This is a genomic window from Kribbella sp. VKM Ac-2569 (assembly GCF_004216905.1).
Taxonomy (GTDB): Bacteria; Actinomycetota; Actinomycetes; order Propionibacteriales; family Kribbellaceae; genus Kribbella.
Window position 1 is genome coordinate 1137782 of record NZ_SGXJ01000003.1, and the last position, 15539, is coordinate 1153320.

The following is a 15539-nucleotide window of genomic DNA, read 5'->3' on the forward strand; positions in this document are numbered from 1 at the left end:
TGCCGCCCTGGGGGGGACTGAGGGGATACGGGGATCGAGGGGGACACCGCCACACACCCTTTTGGAGGACTCCCGGATGACCAGACGACCATGGCGCAGGACATTCGTAGCGGTAGCGGCAAGTGCGGCATTGGTGCTCACCGGATGCACCGGCACCGAAGGAGCCCAGAAATCGTCCGCCGGCAGCGGAATGATCGACTTCCTCAACTACGGCGACTTCGGCGGCGGAACCACCCCGAAGGCCAACTACAACCCCTACCTCGACGCCACCAAGCTCAGCGCGGCCGACTATATTTACGAGAGTTTGATGAACGTCGAGACCTACAGCTGCAAGGCAATCCCCTGGCTCGCGACGGCGTACCAGTGGTCCGATCCGAAGACGCTCGTCTATACGATCCGCAGTGGGGTCAAGTGGAACGACGGTCAGCCGTTCAGCGCGAAGGACGTCGAGTTCACGTTCAACATGCTGAAGAAGTTCGACGTACTCGACACCCAAGGGGTGTGGACGTCCCTCGCGTCGGTCAAGGCTGACGGCGACGAGAAGGTGACCTTCACGTTCAAGCAGCCCGGCGCCTCGGCGTTCACCCAGGTCAGCGGCGTGAAGATCGTGCCCCAGCACATCTGGTCGAAGGTCGCCGACCCGACGACGTTCGTGAACGCGACCGCGCCGGTGGGCACCGGCCCGATGAAGCTGAAGTCGTTCAACCCGCGCCAGCTGGTGGTCGAGCGGAACCCTGACTACTGGCAGGCCGACAAGATCAAGGTGAACGAGATCCGGTTCAACAAGGCCGACGCCGGCGGGCAGGTCGAGCAGCTGAAACTGAGCCGCGGTGAGTACGACACCAACGCGATGTTCGTACAGAACATCAAGAAGGCGTACGTCGACCGCGACCCCGAGCACCACCACTACTGGTACGCGCCTGGTGGCGTCATCAGTGTGTACATGAACCTGACCAAGGCTCCGTTCAACGACGTCGGCTTCCGCAAGGCACTGACCACGGCCTTCGACGACAAGCAGGTGATCGACAAGGCACAGCTCGGGTACGTGACCCAGGCCAGCCAGAGCGGCCTCGTCGTACCGGGTCAGAAGGACTGGCTGCCGCAGGGTCTCGCGGACGACGGCCGGATCGGGTACGACGCCGCAGCGGCCGACAAGGCCCTGACCGACGCCGGGTACGCCAAGGACAGCAAGGGCCGCCGGCTCGGCAAGGACGGCAAGCCGATCTCGTTCAGCTTCAAGGTGCCCGGGTCGTACGTCGACTGGGTCGCGGCTGCTGACATCCTGATCAAGAACCTGCAGGCGCTCGGCATCACCGTCTCGAAGGACACACCGACGCCGGACGCGAACAACCAGGACCGGGCCACCGGCAACTACGACATGACGTTCGGCGTCTTCGGCGGCGGCTGCAACATGTACGCCAACTTCTCCGATCCGCTGAACAGCGCCCGGACCGCGCCGGTCGGCAAGAAGGCGGCCAGCAACGAGATCCGCTGGCAGGACCCGAAGACCGACGAACTGCTGCACACGCTGCAGGTCTCGCCCGATGAGAAGGCGCAGAAGGAGGCTGTCGCCGGCCTCGTCGACATCATGATGAACCAGGTGCCGACGATCCCGATCTGGTACGGCGCCAAGTGGTTCCAGTACGACACCACCAAGGCCGAAGGCTGGCCGAGCGCGCAAGACCCGTACGCCGACGGCGGGAACGGCCTGGTCGTACTGACGCACCTGGTCCCGGCCGGGAGCTGAGGAGATGCTGTACTTCCTCCGGCGGACCGGCTTCTTCGTGGCCACCTTGTGGGCCGCGGTGACGCTGAACTTCCTGATCCCCCGGCTGCAGCCGGGGGATCCCGCCCAGGCGCTGCTGGCGCGGCTCCAGGGCAACACCCAGGCGGTCAACCCGGCGCAACTGGCGGCCATCCGCAAGATGCTCGGCACCCACGACGGGAACCTGCTGTCGCAGTACTGGGACTATCTCGGAGCCGTGGTCCACGGGCAGTTCGGCGTCTCGTACTCGTACTACCCGTACTCGGTGACGGCCATGATCGCGACGGCGTTGCCGTGGACGTTGATCCTGGTCGGGGTCACCCAGATCGCGTCGTTCGCGATCGGCACGTTGCTCGGTGCGTGGGCGGCGTACCGGCGGAACTCGCGGGTCGACTCGGTGATCACGCTCGGCTCGACGTTCGTCGGCACGCTGCCGTTCTTCTGGATCGGGCTGCTGCTGATCTTCGTGTTCGCGATCACGCTGAACTGGTTCCCTGACGGCGGCGGGTACGGCGGTGGCAGCAGTCCGAGCTGGACGTGGCTGTTCTTCTCGGACGCCTTCCAGCACAGCGTTCTGCCGGCGCTGGCCTTGCTGATCACCGGACCGGTCGGCTGGATCATCGGCATGCGCAACAACATGGTGCAGACGCTGGGCGAGGACTACGCGCGGCTGGCCCGTGCGAAGGGACTGCCGCGGCGGCGGATCGCGCTCACGTACGGCGCCCGGATCGCGATCCTGCCCAACGTCACCGGGTTCGCGATCGCGCTCGGCGGCCTGCTGGGCGGGACCGTACTGGTGGAGACGATCTTCAACTACCCCGGGCTCGGCCGGCTGCTGCTGGAAGCCGTGTCGAACAAGGACTATCCGCTGATGCAGGCGCTGTTCCTGTTCACCACGATCGGCGTCCTGATCGCGAATTTCCTCGCCGACGTCACGTACGGCTTCCTCGATCCGCGGGTACGACGGGCGGAGGCAACATGACGATCCTCTGGCGCAACAGCAAGTGTCGCGCGGGCATGATCATGCTGGCGGCCTTCATCTTGATCGCAGTGTTCGCGGCGGTGATCGCGCCGTACGGTCCGCGCGTCTCCGACTTCGGGGCGTCCGAAGGACCGTCCGGTGCGCATTGGTTGGGTACGACGGCGCGTGGCGAGGACGTGTTCTCGCAACTCGTGTACGGCGCTCGTACGTCGCTCATCGTCGGGCTGGTGGCCGGCGTACTGAGCACACTCATCGCGATGGCCGTCGGCCTCACCGCCGGGTACCTGCGCGGTGTGGTGGACGAGGTTCTCTCGTTCTTCATCAACCTCGGCCTGGTGGTGCCGGTGCTGCCGCTGATGGTCGTGCTGGCCGGGTACGCGCCGGTGAAGGGCCTCGGCCTGATCATCGTCGTGATCACCGTGACCGGGTGGGCGTACGGCGCCCGGATCAAACGGGCGCAGATCATCACGTTGCGCACGCGCGACTACATCACCGCGGCCAAGTTCGCCGGTGACAGCACGGCCCGGATCATCGCGTTCGAGATCGTGCCGAACATGATCTCGCTGATCGTGGTCGGTTTCATGGGCGCGGCGCTCGGCGCGATCGGCGCCGAGGCCGGCCTGGCGTTCCTCGGGCTCGGCGACCCGCAGACGGTGAGCTGGGGAACCATGCTCAACCAGGCCAGCCTCGGCGGCGCGCTGACCACCGGCCAGTGGGCCTGGCTGGTGGCGCCCGGACTCGTGCTCGCGCTGCTGATCACGTCGTTCACGCTGATGAACTTCGGCATCGATGCGCTGAGCAACCCGCACTTGAGGGAGGACTGAGATGGCGCTGCTCGAGGTACGCGACCTGAGCGTCACGTACAGCCCGCGCGATGCGGACACCGTACGGGCCGTCGACGGGGTCAGTTTCGAGGTGCACGACGGCGAGTTCGTCGGTCTGCTCGGCGAATCCGGCTGCGGCAAGTCGACGCTGGGCAACGCCGTACTGCGGTTGCTGGACAAGCCGGCCGCGATCACCGGCGGGACGATCACGTTCGATGGCAAGGACATCACGTCGACGAGCGAGGACGACCTGCGGTCGCTGCGCTGGGTCGACCTGTCCACGGTCTTCCAGTCGAGCATGAACTCGCTGAACCCGGTGATCACCATCCGAAGCCAGTTCGCCGACACGTTCGAGGCCCATGACAACGACGTGGACGTGGACGATCGGGCCGGCGAGCTCCTCGAGATGGTGTCGCTCGACCGTTCGGTGCTCGGTCGATTTCCGCATGAGCTGTCCGGCGGCATGAAACAGCGGGTTGCGCTCGCCTTGGCGCTCGCGCTCGAGCCGCGATTCGTTCTGCTCGACGAACCGACCACGGGCCTGGACGTCGTCGTACAACGCGACATCCTCGACCGGTTGCGCGTTCTGCAGGCGCGGCTCGGGTTCGCCGTACTGTTCATCAGCCACGACCTCGGCACGGTGATGGAGCTGGCCGACCGGGTGATGGTGATGTACGCCGGGGAGCTCGTCGAGGACCAGCCGGCGGCGGAGATGGTGACGCGCCACCTGCACCCGTACAGCGCCGGCCTGCTCGGCTCGTACGCCGATCCTCGCGACGAGATCGTCGAAGTCGAGTTCATCCCCGGGCGGCCGCCGGACCTGTCGCAGTCGCACGCCGGCTGCCTCTTCCAGCCGCGCTGCCCGGTCGCCGTGGACAGATGCCGGACCGTGCACCCCGATCTGCTGCCCGCGGGGCGTGGTCAGGTCCGATGTCTCCTTGTGGAGGAGTCGGTCGGCGACCGGGCAGTGCTCGACAAGGCGGCCGCGCTGCGCCATCGCGACCAGGTGTTCGCCGCCGGACCGTCCGCGCTCGCCGATGCCGATCCGGTGCTGGTGGTCGAGGGCATCAGCAAGATCTATCGGACCAGGCGTGGCCTGACCACGACCGTGACCACGGCCGTCGACGATGTGTCGTTCGCGTTGCGACCGGGGCAGGTCACCGCGCTGGTCGGCCAGAGCGGCTCCGGCAAGACCACGATCGCGCGCATGCTCACCGGTGTGGAACGGCCGACCGCGGGCTCGATCCGGTTCAAGGATGCGCCGGTCGATCACCTGCGACGGCGTGCGCTGCGGAAGTACCGGCGGCACGTGCAACTGGTCTTCCAGGATCCGTTCTCCGCGCTGAACCCGACCCGGACGGTGGCCTATGCGCTCTCCCGGCCGTTGCGCAATCACCTCGGGCTGAGCGGTGCCGAGGCTCGGGCGCGGGCGGGCGAGCTGCTCGAAACGGTTGGGCTCTCGCCGGCAGCGCAGTACCTGGACAAGCTGCCGCACCAGCTGTCCGGCGGGCAGCGGCAACGCGTGGTCATCGCGCGGGCGCTGGCGCCGGAACCCGAGGTGGTGATCGCCGACGAGCCGATCTCGATGCTCGACGTGTCCATCCGCGCCGAGATCATCGCGTTGCTCGACGCGTTGGTCCGCGACCGCGGCATCGCCATGTTGTACATCACGCACGACCTGCTGAGCGCCCGGTTGCTGGCCGACGAGGTGATGGTGCTGAACGAGGGCGTGATGGTGGAGCGCGGGCCGACGCTCCAGGTCATTGGCGAGGCCAAGGATCCGTACACCCGCAAACTGCTGGCGGCGATTCCCCGTCCCGGTGCCTCAGGTACGCCGGTAGTCGCGCGGGGAGACACCGAAATGGGAGCGGAATCGGCGTGACAGGTGGAACTCGTCCGCGAAACCGAGAGTTCGCGCGATCTCGCGATGGGTGAGGTCGGTCAGGCGTAGCAACGTGGCCGCGGCCTGCAGGCGACGTACGTTCCGGAACGCGGCCGGCGTCTGGCCGACCTGCGCCGCGAATCTTCGGCGGAACGTGTCGTAGCTCAGTCCGGACTCGGCCGCGATGGTGGCGAGGTTGGTGCTCGCGGTGAGGTCGTCGGCCAGGCGGCCCATCGCGTCCGCAATCTCGACGCTCAGGTCTTCCGCGGTGTCCTCGACGTCGACGAGCCAGTCGGCCAGCGCCAGCAGTTGGTGCTCGGCGACACGTCGGGTCCGCGGCGGTGCCCGCAGTACTGTCCGTAGCGCCTCGATCGAGGGCTGCGGCACCGGGTACCGCGGGCCGGCGGCGGTCAGGTGATCCATTGAGTCGAACAGCGGTCCGGCGAAGACGACGAACAGTTCGGTCCACCGCTCCCCCGGATCGGTGCGATACGTGTGCGGGAACCCGGGTGGCACGATCGTGTGCGCGCCCGGCCGGATCCGCTCGTCGCGACCGCTCGCGTCCCGATAGTTGCCTTCGCCATCGATCAGCACGGACAGCACGTACGCGTCCAGCACCCGCAACGACGACGACATGATCGGCTCGTCGTCGACCACCTCGCCGGCGAGCACCAACTGACCGAGCCGCGTCACCGGGCCGTCGGTGATCGCCACTACCGTCCGCCCGCTCATGCTCCGACATTACCCAGCGGCCGCGCCAAAATGTTCATGTCCGGGTCGCGGGGAGACATTCTCCGGCCGTCGGCGCCGTCTTAGCGTTGCAGGTAAGCCGATGGAACGGAGGACCTGATGAACGACCTGGTCACACCCGAGCACCTGGCGCAGTTCCGCGACGAGGGGTACTTCGTGCTGGACCGCGTGCTCACCGACGAGCAGCTCGAGCTGTTGCGTGGCGGAGCGCAGTACTCGATCGACAAGCTCGACGCCGCGATGGATGCGGCCGGCACCGACTCGATCGGGATCAACCACCGGGGCAAGCGGTACTTCAGCAGCATGATCTACCAGGACCGGCCCGAGCTACGGCAGTTCCTGTTCAGCGACACGATGGCCGAGATCTGCCGGGCGACGCTGGGCGATGAGGCGTACCTGTTCTGGGAGCAGTACGTGATCAAGGCCGGCGACCCGAACACGGCGTTCGCGTGGCACCAGGACTCCGGCTACGTGCACGAGGACCACGCGCCGTACCTCACCTGCTGGATCGCTCTCGACGACGTCACCGAGGAGAACGGCTCGGTGTACCTGCTGCCGTACTCGCGGTCCGGCATCAGGTCGTACATCAAGCACATCCAGGACCCCGAGCTCAACGACATGGTCTGCTACTTCGGCACCGACCCCGGCATCCCGATGACCGCCGCCGCCGGCTCGATCGTCGTCTTCTCCAGCGTCGTCATCCACCGCAGCGGCCCCAACCTCACCAACCGAAACCGCCGCGTCTACATCGCCCAGTACTCCCAAGAAATCATCCCCGCCAAAAACGGCTCAGGCCCCCACGGCTCCTTCGACCCCTTCCTAACCGCCGGCCAAAACATAGCCCCCCACTGACACCACCCTCGCGGACCGTCAGGCAGAGGCCTGGGGAGGATTACCTGCCCGATTCGGTACAAAATCCTCCCCAACCTCCCTCAGTCACCCGTGAGATGCAGCTCGGTGGATGGCATCTCGCGGCAGCCTTGGACCGGACCTCGTCGGCCGTCAGGAGACAACTCTCCGAACATGGTCAGGGGGTGCGGGGCGCGTACATGATGACTAGGACGCCTAGGAGGCAGATGGTGGCGCCGATCAGGTCGTAGCGGTCGGGTCTGAAATGGTCGACCAGGACGCCCCAGGTCAGGGAGCCGGCTACGAAGATTCCGCCGTAGGCGGCGAGGATTCGGCCGAAGTGGGGGTCGGGCTGGAAGGTGGCGACGAAGCCGTAGGCGCCTAGGGCAACTATTCCGCCGGCGATCCAGAGCAGGCCGCGGTGTTCGCGCCAGCCTTGCCAGATCAGCCAGGCTCCGCCGATCTCGGCGAGTGCCGCCAGCAGGAAGAGTACGACGGACTTCAAGACGCTCACTGAGCGATCTCCGAGAAGGGCAGGGGGCAGTCGGGGTTGCCGGCGCAGGTGTCCAGGTTGTCGCAGCCGGCGGCTATGCCGGCACGGAGGGTCTGGGCGATGACGGTCAGGTCGGCGAGTTTCGCTTCCACGTCGGCCAGTTTCTCGCGGGCGCGGGTCTGCAGTCCGGCTCCCCCGCCGCGTGCATGCCGATGCCTGGCGGTGTCGAGCAGTTCGGAGATCTCGGCGAGCGTGAACCCGAGCCGCTGCGCCGCCTTGATCACGCGCAGCGTCGTGACGGCCTCCGCGGGATAGAGGCGGTGGCCGCCGAGGGTGCGGTCCGGTTCGTCGAGCAGTCCGCGGCGTTCGTAATACCGCAGTGTCTGCAGATTGACCCCGGCCGCGGCGGCTACCTCGCTCGATCTCATCGCGGCAGGCGTTCGGACAGGCCGTCGAGTACGGCGGTCTGCGTCGGCGGGACCGTGATGCGAAGGGTCGTGCCGGTCATGGTGAAGGTGAAGAAGGAGCAGCACTCGTTCTCGCGGGCAGTGAGGTCCTCGACCGTCGTACGGGCGTCTGCGTCGAGCGTGAGGTCGAGCGTCTGCGGGTCTACGCGTACGGCGCCCTGCAGGTAGGTGCTGAACAGGTCGTCGAACTCGGCCACGCGGAACGGCCGCTCCGCGGTGGGCAGGGTGCAGGTTTCCGGGGCCCAGATTTCGTCCATGGTTCGACGGTAAACCTGTACCGACGTACCGAATGCAACTACTGCCCGCGATACGTCAGCGTGAAGACGACCGCGCCGAAGCTCACCCGGTCGCCGGGGCGGACGCGGACCGTGGTGGTGATCCGGAGGTCGTTGACGCACGTCCCGTTCATCGAGCCCAGGTCGCGGAGCATCCAGCCGTCGCCCAGATGCCGGAGTTCGGCGTGGAACCGCGACACGGTGACATCCCCGAGCCGGAGCGTCGCTCCCGGGAAGCGCCCGATGCGGACGGTGGGCGAACCCGGCGCCGGCAGCGCCAGCGATGCAGGAGCGGCCACGGCGTGGTACGGCGAAGTGGTCCGGCCCGATCGTGAGAACTTGGCGCGCAGGTCACGCAGCCAGCTGACGCCACGAGGTTCGGCCCTGGGCAGCTCGCGGGGCAGATCGCGGAGTACGTCGGCCAGCTCGCCGCGGCTCTGAGCGCGCAGGACGAAGTTCATCCGGCGGATGAAGGTGTCGTGCGACAGGCGGCCGGATCCGGCGCCGTCGCGGAGGATCGCCAGTGCACGGTCGCGTTCGGCGTCCGACGGACGCGTCCACTCCACCCCGACCGTACTCATGAGGGCATTGTCCGTGGCGGTCCGGTTCACTGTCCACCACGGGACTGTGACAGTAGGTTCCTGGTGACTGTCCGCGCTGTGGGACAGAATGACGGGATGCGACTGCCTGTCATGCCGCCGGTCAAGCCGATGCTCGCCAAGCCGGTCAAGGAGATCCCCCGCGGGGCCCTGTCCTACGAACCGAAGTGGGACGGGTTCCGGTCGATCATCTTCCGCGACGGCGACGAGGTGGAGATCGGCAGCCGGAACGAGAAACCGATGACGCGGTACTTCCCCGAGCTGGTCGAGGCGGTGAAGGCGAATCTCCCCGAGCGCTGCGCGATCGACGGCGAGATCATCGTGATCGGTGACTCCGGCGACCGGCTCGACTTCGAGGTCCTGCAGCAGCGGATCCACCCGGCCGCGAGCCGCGTGAACATGCTGTCCGAGAAGACCCCGGCCCGGTTCGTCGCGTTCGACCTGCTGGCGCTCGGTGACGACGACTACACGGAGCGCCCGTTCAGCGAACGCCGTACGGCGCTGATCGATGCACTCGCAGGAGTGAAGGCACCGATCCACGTCACCCCCGCGACCGCCGACCACGACACGGCCGCGCAGTGGTTCGAGCAGTTCGAGGGCGCCGGCCTGGACGGGCTGATCGCCAAGCCGCTGGACGGGACGTACCAGCCGGACAAGCGGGTGATGTTCAAGATCAAGCCGGAGCGTACGGCGGACTGCGTGGTGGCGGGCTATCGCCTGCACAAGAGCGGCCCGGACCGGATCGGCTCGCTGCTCCTCGGGCTGTACAACGACGACGGCACGCTGGCGAGCGTCGGCGTGATCGGCGCCTTCCCGATGGAGCGCCGCAAGGAGCTCTTCGAGGAGATGCAGCCCCTCGTCACCACCTTCGACGAGCACCCGTGGGCGTTGGCGAAGCAGGAGGAAGGCGTCCGTACGCCGCGCAACGCCGAAGGCAGCCGCTGGCAGGCAGGCAAGGACCTGTCCTTCACTCCCCTGCGCCCCGAACGGGTCGTCGAGGTCCGCTACGACCACATGGAAGGCATCCGCTTCCGGCACACGGCGCAGTTCGTTCGCTGGCGTCCGGACCGCACTCCGGAGTCCTGCACGTACGAGCAGTTGGAGGAGCCGATCAAGTTCGACCTGGCGGACGTACTGTCGAGCGCCCAACGCTGATGCTCTACAGCCTCTACACGCGCCGCCTCCGCCACCAGCTAATCGGCCTGCCGAAGCCGGAACACGTCGCGATCGCGATGGACGGCAATCGCCGCTGGGCGCGCGGCGCCGGGTACGACGACGTACGCATCGGTCATCGCTTCGGCGCCGAGCACCTCGAGCTCTTCCTGAACTGGTGCGCCGACGCCGGGATCCGGTGCGTGACCGCATGGGTGGCGTCGCCCAGCAACCTGCGCAAGCGCGACGCCGACCAGGTCGACTACCTGATGAACCTCACCGAGACCGTGCTCGCCGAGCATGTACGGCGGGATCACCGGTGGCGGCTGCACGTCGCGGGCCAGCTGGACTTGTTGCCCGACTCAACGGCCCGCGCGCTGAAGGAGGCGGTGGAGGAAACGCGCGACCGCCCCGATGCGGGAGATCTGACGATCGCAATCGCCTACAGCGGCCGGCTCGAGGTGGTGGACGCCGTTCGCGCGGTGCTGGACGAGGCGGCCGCGAGCGGTCGGTCGCTGGACGAGGTCGCCGACTCGCTGAGCGAGGAGGAGATCAGCCGGCATCTGTACGTGCCGGGTTTGCCCGATACGGACCTGGTCATCCGAACCAGCGGCGAGCTGCGGATGTCGGACTTCCTGCTGTGGCAGGCGACCCGCTCGGACATCGAGTTCTGCGACCTGTACTGGCCCGCGTTCCGCGAGGTGGACCTGCTCCGGGCGCTCCGCACCTACGGACGGCGGAGACTGGAACGATCCAGTTGAATACTTCCAACCCGTGAGGGGGCACACTGGGGGTATACCGACTGGTAAGCACGGAGGTGGCACGATGTACGACGTCGTACTGCTCGTCGAACAGGAACTGTCCGAGCCCGACGCGAAACGCGTCGTCGAACTCCATCAGGACATGCCCGATCCGGTCACGTACCACGTGCTGGTGCCGTGCCACAACGCCGAGGCGGGCGTCGAGGCCTCGATCAGCGCCCTCGGGACCGCGGACCTCTACGGGCCGGGCCTGGCCGGTCAGCGCCAGGACCTCGCGGAGGCGCAGAAGGCGATCGACACCGAGGCCAAGGGCTGCAGCGGGCGGAGCGTCCAGCGGCTCCGCGACCTCGGCCAGGCCGCCGAGGGCGGGATCACGCACGACCGGCCGATCGACGCCCTGGTCGCGACCGTGCAGCACGTCCACGGCCAGGAGGTCATCATCCTCACCCGGCCGCACATCGTGGCAGAGTTCTTCCACCTCGACTGGACCAACTCGGCCCGCCGCCACCTCGGCGTACCGGTTCTCCACCTACTGGAGCACGACTCGAAGCCGGCTAGTGCGGGAGCATAGCCGCGTAAGTGATGCCGCCGGCCAGGCTGGCGATGAGTAGCGACAGGCCGGTGCGGACCGCGCGTTCACCGGTTCGGCCGTAGTGGCGGCCGTCTTCGGAGTGGTACGCGACCTTGAAGCCGGCGTACCCGGCCGCCAGAACGAGTCCCAGCTTGATCATCAGACACCTGCCGCTGTGCCAGATACTTGGTCGGAATCCGCGAACTGTGTGTGGTACAAATCAGCGTACTCGCCGCCGGCCGCGAGCAGCTGCTCGTGCGTGCCGCGCTCGACGATGTTGCCGTGGTCAACCACCAGGATGAGGTCCGCGTTCCGCACCGTCGACAGCCGGTGCGCGATCACCAGCGACGTACGGCCTTCCAACGCGGTGTCCAGCGCCCGCTGAACCGCGACCTCGGACTCCGAGTCGAGATGCGCGGTCGCCTCGTCGAGTACGACGATCTTCGGGGCCTTCAGCAACAACCGGGCGATGGCGAGTCGTTGCCGCTCGCCACCGGACAGCCGGTGACCGCGATCGCCGACCACGGTGTCCAGCCCGTCCGGCAACACTGACACCAGCTCCCAGATCTGCGCGGCCCGCAGCGCCGCGACCATCTCGTCCTCGGTCGCGTCGGGCTTCGCGTAGCCGAGGTTGGCGCGGATCGTGTCGTGGAACATGTGCGCGTCCTGCGTGACGTACCCGATCGTGTCGTGCAGGGACTGCAGGGTGACATCGCGGACGTCCTGACCGCCGACGCGCACCGCTCCCCCGGTCACGTCGTACAACCGAGCGACCAGGTTGGTGATGGTCGTCTTGCCGGCCCCGGACGGGCCGACCAGGGCAATCATCTGCCCGGACGGTACGACGAAACTCACGTCCTCCAGCACCTGCGCCGAGACGCGCTTGTCCAGGACCGCGACGGACTCGAGGCTGGCCAGCGAGACCTGCTCGGCCGTCGGGTACGCGAACGCGACATGCTCGAACTCGACACTCGCCGCGTCGGGCGGCAGATCCGTGGCGTCCGGGGCGTCCTTGATCATCGGTTCGAGGTCGAGCACCTCGAAGACCCGCTCGAACGACACCAATGCCGTCATCACGTCGACGCGGACGTTGGAGAGCGCAGTCAGCGGACCGTACAGCCGGCCGAGCAGGGCGACGAGCGCGAGCAACGTGCCGATGGTCAACGTCTCGCGGACGGCCAGGTTGCCGCCGACGCCGTACACCAGGGCTGTGGCCAGCGCGGCGACCAAGGTCAGCGCCGTGAAGAACACTCGGCCGAGCATCGCGATCCGGATGCCCAGGTCGCGGACCCGCCCGGCCCGTTCGCCGAAGTCGGCGTTCTCGATCTGCGGCTGGCCGAAGAGGGTGACGAGGAGCGCGCCGCCGACGCTGAAGCGCTCGGTCATCGAGGTGGACATCTCGGCGTTCAGGTTCATCTGTTCCCGCGTCATCGCGGCCAGGCGGCGGCCAAGAACACGCGCCGGGATCAGGAAGATCGGCAGCATCAGGATCGCGACCACGGTCAGCTGCCAGCTCAGCACGAGCATCGCGCCGATGACCAGGATCAGGCTGATGACGTTCGAGACGACGCCGGACAGTGTCGAGGTGAAGGCCTGCTGGGCACCGATCACGTCGTTGTTGAGCCGCGAGACCAAGGCACCGGTCTGGGTCCGGGTGAAGAACGCGACCGGCATCCGCTGCACGTGCGCGAACACCTTGGTCCGCAGGTCGAAGATCAGCCCTTCACCGATCCGCGCCGAGAACCAGCGCTGCACCAGGCCGAGCGCCGCCTCCACGACCGCGAGCAACGCGACCACCAGGGCGAGCGCGGTCACCAGGCCGGCGTTCCCCTTGGTGATCCCGTCGTCGACGATCTTCTTGAACAGCAGCGGCGACGCGATCACCAGCACCGCCGAGACGATCACCAGCAGCAGGAACGCCGTGATGTGCCAGCGGAACGGCCTCGCGAACCGGACGATCCGTCGCAGCGTGCCCTTGGCGAGCTTCTGCTCGAGGACCGACGAGTCCTGGCGCCGCCAGCCCATCGCGCCCATACCTGGGCGCATCATTCCCGACATCCGGCTCCCTCCCTGTAGTGAACCTTCATAACACCCGGAGTCACTCCGCGCTTCCCGCAACCTTTGGTTGCGCATCGGCGTCGCCTGGTCTAGAGTCACATGCAACCAAAGGTTGCGAAAGGACGGAAGCAATGACCAGGAGCATCGAGCGGGAGATCCGGGTGGAGGCTAGCCCAGAGGTGGTCTACGAGGTGATCAGCTCGCCGGAGCACCTGCGCGAGTGGTGGCCGGACGAGGTGGACCTCGACCCGGCGGCCGGCGCGAGCGGGCAGATCACGTTCCGGCGCCCGGACGGGGACAAGGTCGAGCCGCTGACGGTCGTCGAGGCCGACCCGCCGCGTCGCTTCTCCTTCCGCTGGGGCTACACCGGCGAGACCGCCACCCCGGAGAACTCACTGCTGGTCACCTTCGACCTGCTCCCGACCGGCGACGGCACACTCCTGCGGTTCGCCGAGACCGGGTACGACGAGGCGTCGAAGTCCGACGAGATGCTCGCCGACCACACGTCCGGCTGGGACTACTTCCTTCCGCGCATCACGCCGTACGTCGAGAAGTTGGCGCAACGGCCGTGATCGACGACGAGCTCTGGTCGGCGATCGGCGACCCGACCCGGCGGCGGATGCTCGACCTGCTGCTCGCGGGCGGCGGCGGTACGGCGACCAGTCTCAGCGACCAGCTGCCCGTCACACGACAGGCGGTCGCAAAGCATCTCGGCGTACTCGACCGGGCCGGGCTGGTGCACTCCACGCCGTCCGGACGGGAACGCCGCTACACCGTGGACGAGGACCGCCTCGGCCACGCGATCAACCAGCTGACCGACGTCACCGACGCCTGGGACCGGCGGCTGCAACGCATCAAGCGCATCGCCGAGGCGATCGAACAAGCCGAGAGGAAACTCCCATGAGCGACATCCTGCACCGCGTTGGCATCATCGCGTCCCCGAAGGACGTCTTCACCGCACTCACCACGATCGACGGCCTGGCCGGCTGGTGGACCGAGGACACGGTCGGCGACCCCGACGGGGTGATCCAGTTCCGCTTCGCCACGGCGGGTGGCGACGGCTTCGACATGAAGGTCGTCGAGACCAAGCCCGGCGAACTGGTCCACTGGGAGGTCGTCGGCGGCCCGGACGAGTGGATCGGCACCCACGTGACCTTCGAGCTGTCCCAGACCGACGAGTACACGATCATCCTGTTCAAGCAGGCAGGCTGGCGCGAGCCGGTCGAGTTCATGTACCACTGCAGCACCAAGTGGGCCACGTTCCTGATGAGCCTGAAGCAGTACGTCGAGACCGGTAAGGGCGAGCCCGCGCCGCACGACGTACTCGTCAGCAACTGGCACTAACCGAGTGCGGCCAGGAGCTCCTTCAACCGGCGCTCCTGCGCCTCACGCTCGGCCTCGAGCTGGTCGTCGTATGCGCGGTCCGCGGCACCGAGGAGCAACGCCTTGGTCTCGCGGATCGCGCCGGGCAGCGGGCCGAGCAACGCGTCGGTCAGGTCCTTGACCGTCGCCTCCAGCTCGTCCGCCGGTACGACGATGTTCGCGAGGCCAAGCTCCTTCGCCTCCGCGGCCTCGACCCAGCGGCTCGTCGCGCAGATCTCCAGCGCCCGCGAGTACCCGACCAGCTCGACGAGCGGCTTCGTACCACCGAGGTCCGGGACCAGCCCAAGGGACGGCTCGCGCATGCTGAAGCGCGCGTCGGGGGTGACGACCCGGAGGTCACAGGCCAAGGCGAGCTGGAAGCCGGCGCCGACCGCATGTCCCTGCACCGCGGCGATGCTGACGATCTCGGGCCGTCGCAGCCAGGAGAACCCGGACTGGAACTTCGCGATCAGCTCCAGGACCTCGTCGGTCGGCTTGGCGCCGAGGGTGAGCAGCGGCTCCTGGCCGAGGTCGTTGTCGCCCATGATCAGCCGGCGGTCCAGGCCGGCCGAGAACGACGGCCCCTCCCCCGACACGACCACCACGCGGACGTCGGACGGCAACGCCGTACCGAAATCGGCCAGCGCGCTCCACATCGCGGGCGTCTGGGCGTTGCGCACCTCCGGACGGTCGAGCACCACACGCGCGACCGGTCCGTCCACCGTCAACCGCAGTCCGAGATCCGTCAT

Annotated in this window: 19 protein-coding genes; 11 read left to right on the forward strand and 8 right to left on the reverse strand. The window is 67.6% G+C overall.

Annotation, left to right across the window (positions count from 1 at the left end; translation table 11 throughout):
• Nucleotides 1-76 precede the first annotated feature (76 nt).
• From EV649_RS25660 to EV649_RS25675, 4 genes are read left to right on the forward strand one after another with little or no spacing between them, the layout of a single operon-like run.
• Nucleotides 77-1747: an ABC transporter substrate-binding protein gene (locus tag EV649_RS25660; protein WP_130386091.1), complete on the forward strand. Its 1671-nt coding sequence runs from the start codon at nt 77-79 to the stop codon at nt 1745-1747.
• Nucleotides 1748-1751: 4 nt separating this feature from the next.
• Complete coding sequence (locus EV649_RS25665) at nt 1752-2747, forward strand: ABC transporter permease (RefSeq protein ID WP_130386092.1); 996 nt, start codon at nt 1752-1754, stop codon at nt 2745-2747.
• Entirely contained in the window at nt 2744-3571 is an 828-nt protein-coding gene (locus tag EV649_RS25670; RefSeq protein ID WP_130386093.1) for an ABC transporter permease, read from the forward strand. The genes EV649_RS25665 and EV649_RS25670 overlap by 4 nt, the downstream gene beginning before the upstream one ends.
• A gap of 1 nt (nt 3572) precedes the next feature.
• A complete protein-coding gene (locus EV649_RS25675; RefSeq protein WP_130386094.1) occupies nt 3573-5453 on the forward strand; it encodes an ABC transporter ATP-binding protein in 1881 nt (626 codons plus the stop codon).
• Here the strand turns inward: EV649_RS25675 and EV649_RS25680 are convergent.
• On the reverse strand, nt 5397-6185 hold the full coding sequence (locus EV649_RS25680; protein ID WP_130386095.1) for an AraC family transcriptional regulator: 789 nt from the start codon (nt 6183-6185) through the stop codon (nt 5397-5399). The two genes, EV649_RS25675 and EV649_RS25680, sit on opposite strands and share 57 nt — an antisense overlap.
• Before the next feature lie 117 nt (nt 6186-6302).
• Here EV649_RS25680 and EV649_RS25685 point away from each other — a divergent pair, with 117 nt between their 5' ends.
• Complete coding sequence (locus tag EV649_RS25685) at nt 6303-7055, forward strand: phytanoyl-CoA dioxygenase family protein (RefSeq protein WP_130386096.1); 753 nt, start codon at nt 6303-6305, stop codon at nt 7053-7055.
• Between the two features lie 175 nt (nt 7056-7230).
• Here EV649_RS25685 and EV649_RS25690 read toward each other — a convergent pair whose 3' ends face one another.
• From EV649_RS25690 to EV649_RS25705, 4 genes are read right to left on the reverse strand one after another with little or no spacing between them, the layout of a single operon-like run.
• Entirely contained in the window at nt 7231-7566 is a 336-nt protein-coding gene (locus tag EV649_RS25690; RefSeq protein WP_130386097.1) for a YnfA family protein, read from the reverse strand.
• Nucleotides 7563-7973, reverse strand: a complete 411-nt coding sequence (locus EV649_RS25695) for a MerR family transcriptional regulator (protein ID WP_130386098.1) — start codon at nt 7971-7973, stop codon at nt 7563-7565. The genes EV649_RS25690 and EV649_RS25695 overlap by 4 nt, the downstream gene beginning before the upstream one ends.
• On the reverse strand, nt 7970-8269 hold the full coding sequence (locus EV649_RS25700) for a hypothetical protein (RefSeq protein WP_130386099.1): 300 nt from the start codon (nt 8267-8269) through the stop codon (nt 7970-7972). Before EV649_RS25700 ends, EV649_RS25695 begins: the two co-directional genes overlap by 4 nt.
• 38 nt (nt 8270-8307) lie before the next feature.
• Nucleotides 8308-8868 carry a DUF1707 and FHA domain-containing protein gene (locus EV649_RS25705; RefSeq protein ID WP_130386100.1) on the reverse strand — a complete coding sequence of 187 codons (561 nt, stop codon included), beginning with the start codon at nt 8866-8868 and terminating at the stop codon, nt 8308-8310.
• Between the two features lie 96 nt (nt 8869-8964).
• Between EV649_RS25705 and EV649_RS25710 the strand changes: the two genes are divergently transcribed.
• The 3 genes from EV649_RS25710 (at nt 8965) to EV649_RS25720 (ending at nt 11370) form a co-directional block, all read left to right on the forward strand.
• Entirely contained in the window at nt 8965-10041 is a 1077-nt protein-coding gene (locus EV649_RS25710) for an ATP-dependent DNA ligase (RefSeq protein WP_130386101.1), read from the forward strand.
• Nucleotides 10041-10799, forward strand: coding sequence for a polyprenyl diphosphate synthase (uppS, locus tag EV649_RS25715; protein WP_130386102.1), 759 nt, complete (start codon nt 10041-10043; stop codon nt 10797-10799). The genes EV649_RS25710 and uppS overlap by 1 nt, the downstream gene beginning before the upstream one ends.
• A 64-nt stretch (nt 10800-10863) precedes the next feature.
• Nucleotides 10864-11370 (forward strand): hypothetical protein, encoded by a 507-nt coding sequence (locus EV649_RS25720; RefSeq protein ID WP_130386103.1) that lies wholly within the window; start codon nt 10864-10866, stop codon nt 11368-11370.
• Here EV649_RS25720 and EV649_RS40925 read toward each other — a convergent pair.
• Together EV649_RS40925 and EV649_RS25725 are read right to left on the reverse strand one after the other, a co-directional pair.
• Nucleotides 11354-11530: a hypothetical protein gene (locus EV649_RS40925; RefSeq protein WP_157996317.1), complete on the reverse strand. Its 177-nt coding sequence runs from the start codon at nt 11528-11530 to the stop codon at nt 11354-11356. The genes EV649_RS25720 and EV649_RS40925 overlap by 17 nt on opposite strands.
• The gene (locus EV649_RS25725; RefSeq protein ID WP_130386297.1) at nt 11530-13419 is read right to left on the reverse strand and encodes an ABC transporter ATP-binding protein; all 1890 of its coding nucleotides are present in this window, start codon (nt 13417-13419) and stop codon (nt 11530-11532) included. Before EV649_RS25725 ends, EV649_RS40925 begins: the two co-directional genes overlap by 1 nt.
• A gap of 140 nt (nt 13420-13559) precedes the next feature.
• Here EV649_RS25725 and EV649_RS25730 point away from each other — a divergent pair, with 140 nt between their 5' ends.
• The 3 genes from EV649_RS25730 to EV649_RS25740 are packed head-to-tail and all read left to right on the forward strand — an operon-like array spanning nt 13560 to nt 14772.
• On the forward strand, nt 13560-14000 hold the full coding sequence (locus EV649_RS25730) for an SRPBCC family protein (RefSeq protein WP_130386104.1): 441 nt from the start codon (nt 13560-13562) through the stop codon (nt 13998-14000).
• Complete coding sequence (locus EV649_RS25735; protein ID WP_241998637.1) at nt 13997-14332, forward strand: metalloregulator ArsR/SmtB family transcription factor; 336 nt, start codon at nt 13997-13999, stop codon at nt 14330-14332. The genes EV649_RS25730 and EV649_RS25735 overlap by 4 nt, the downstream gene beginning before the upstream one ends.
• Nucleotides 14329-14772, forward strand: coding sequence for an SRPBCC domain-containing protein (locus tag EV649_RS25740; RefSeq protein WP_130386105.1), 444 nt, complete (start codon nt 14329-14331; stop codon nt 14770-14772). Before EV649_RS25735 ends, EV649_RS25740 begins: the two co-directional genes overlap by 4 nt.
• On the opposite strand, the gene EV649_RS25745 is transcribed toward EV649_RS25740, so the two are convergent.
• Nucleotides 14769-15539, reverse strand: a complete 771-nt coding sequence (locus tag EV649_RS25745; protein ID WP_130386106.1) for an enoyl-CoA hydratase/isomerase family protein — start codon at nt 15537-15539, stop codon at nt 14769-14771. The genes EV649_RS25740 and EV649_RS25745 overlap by 4 nt on opposite strands.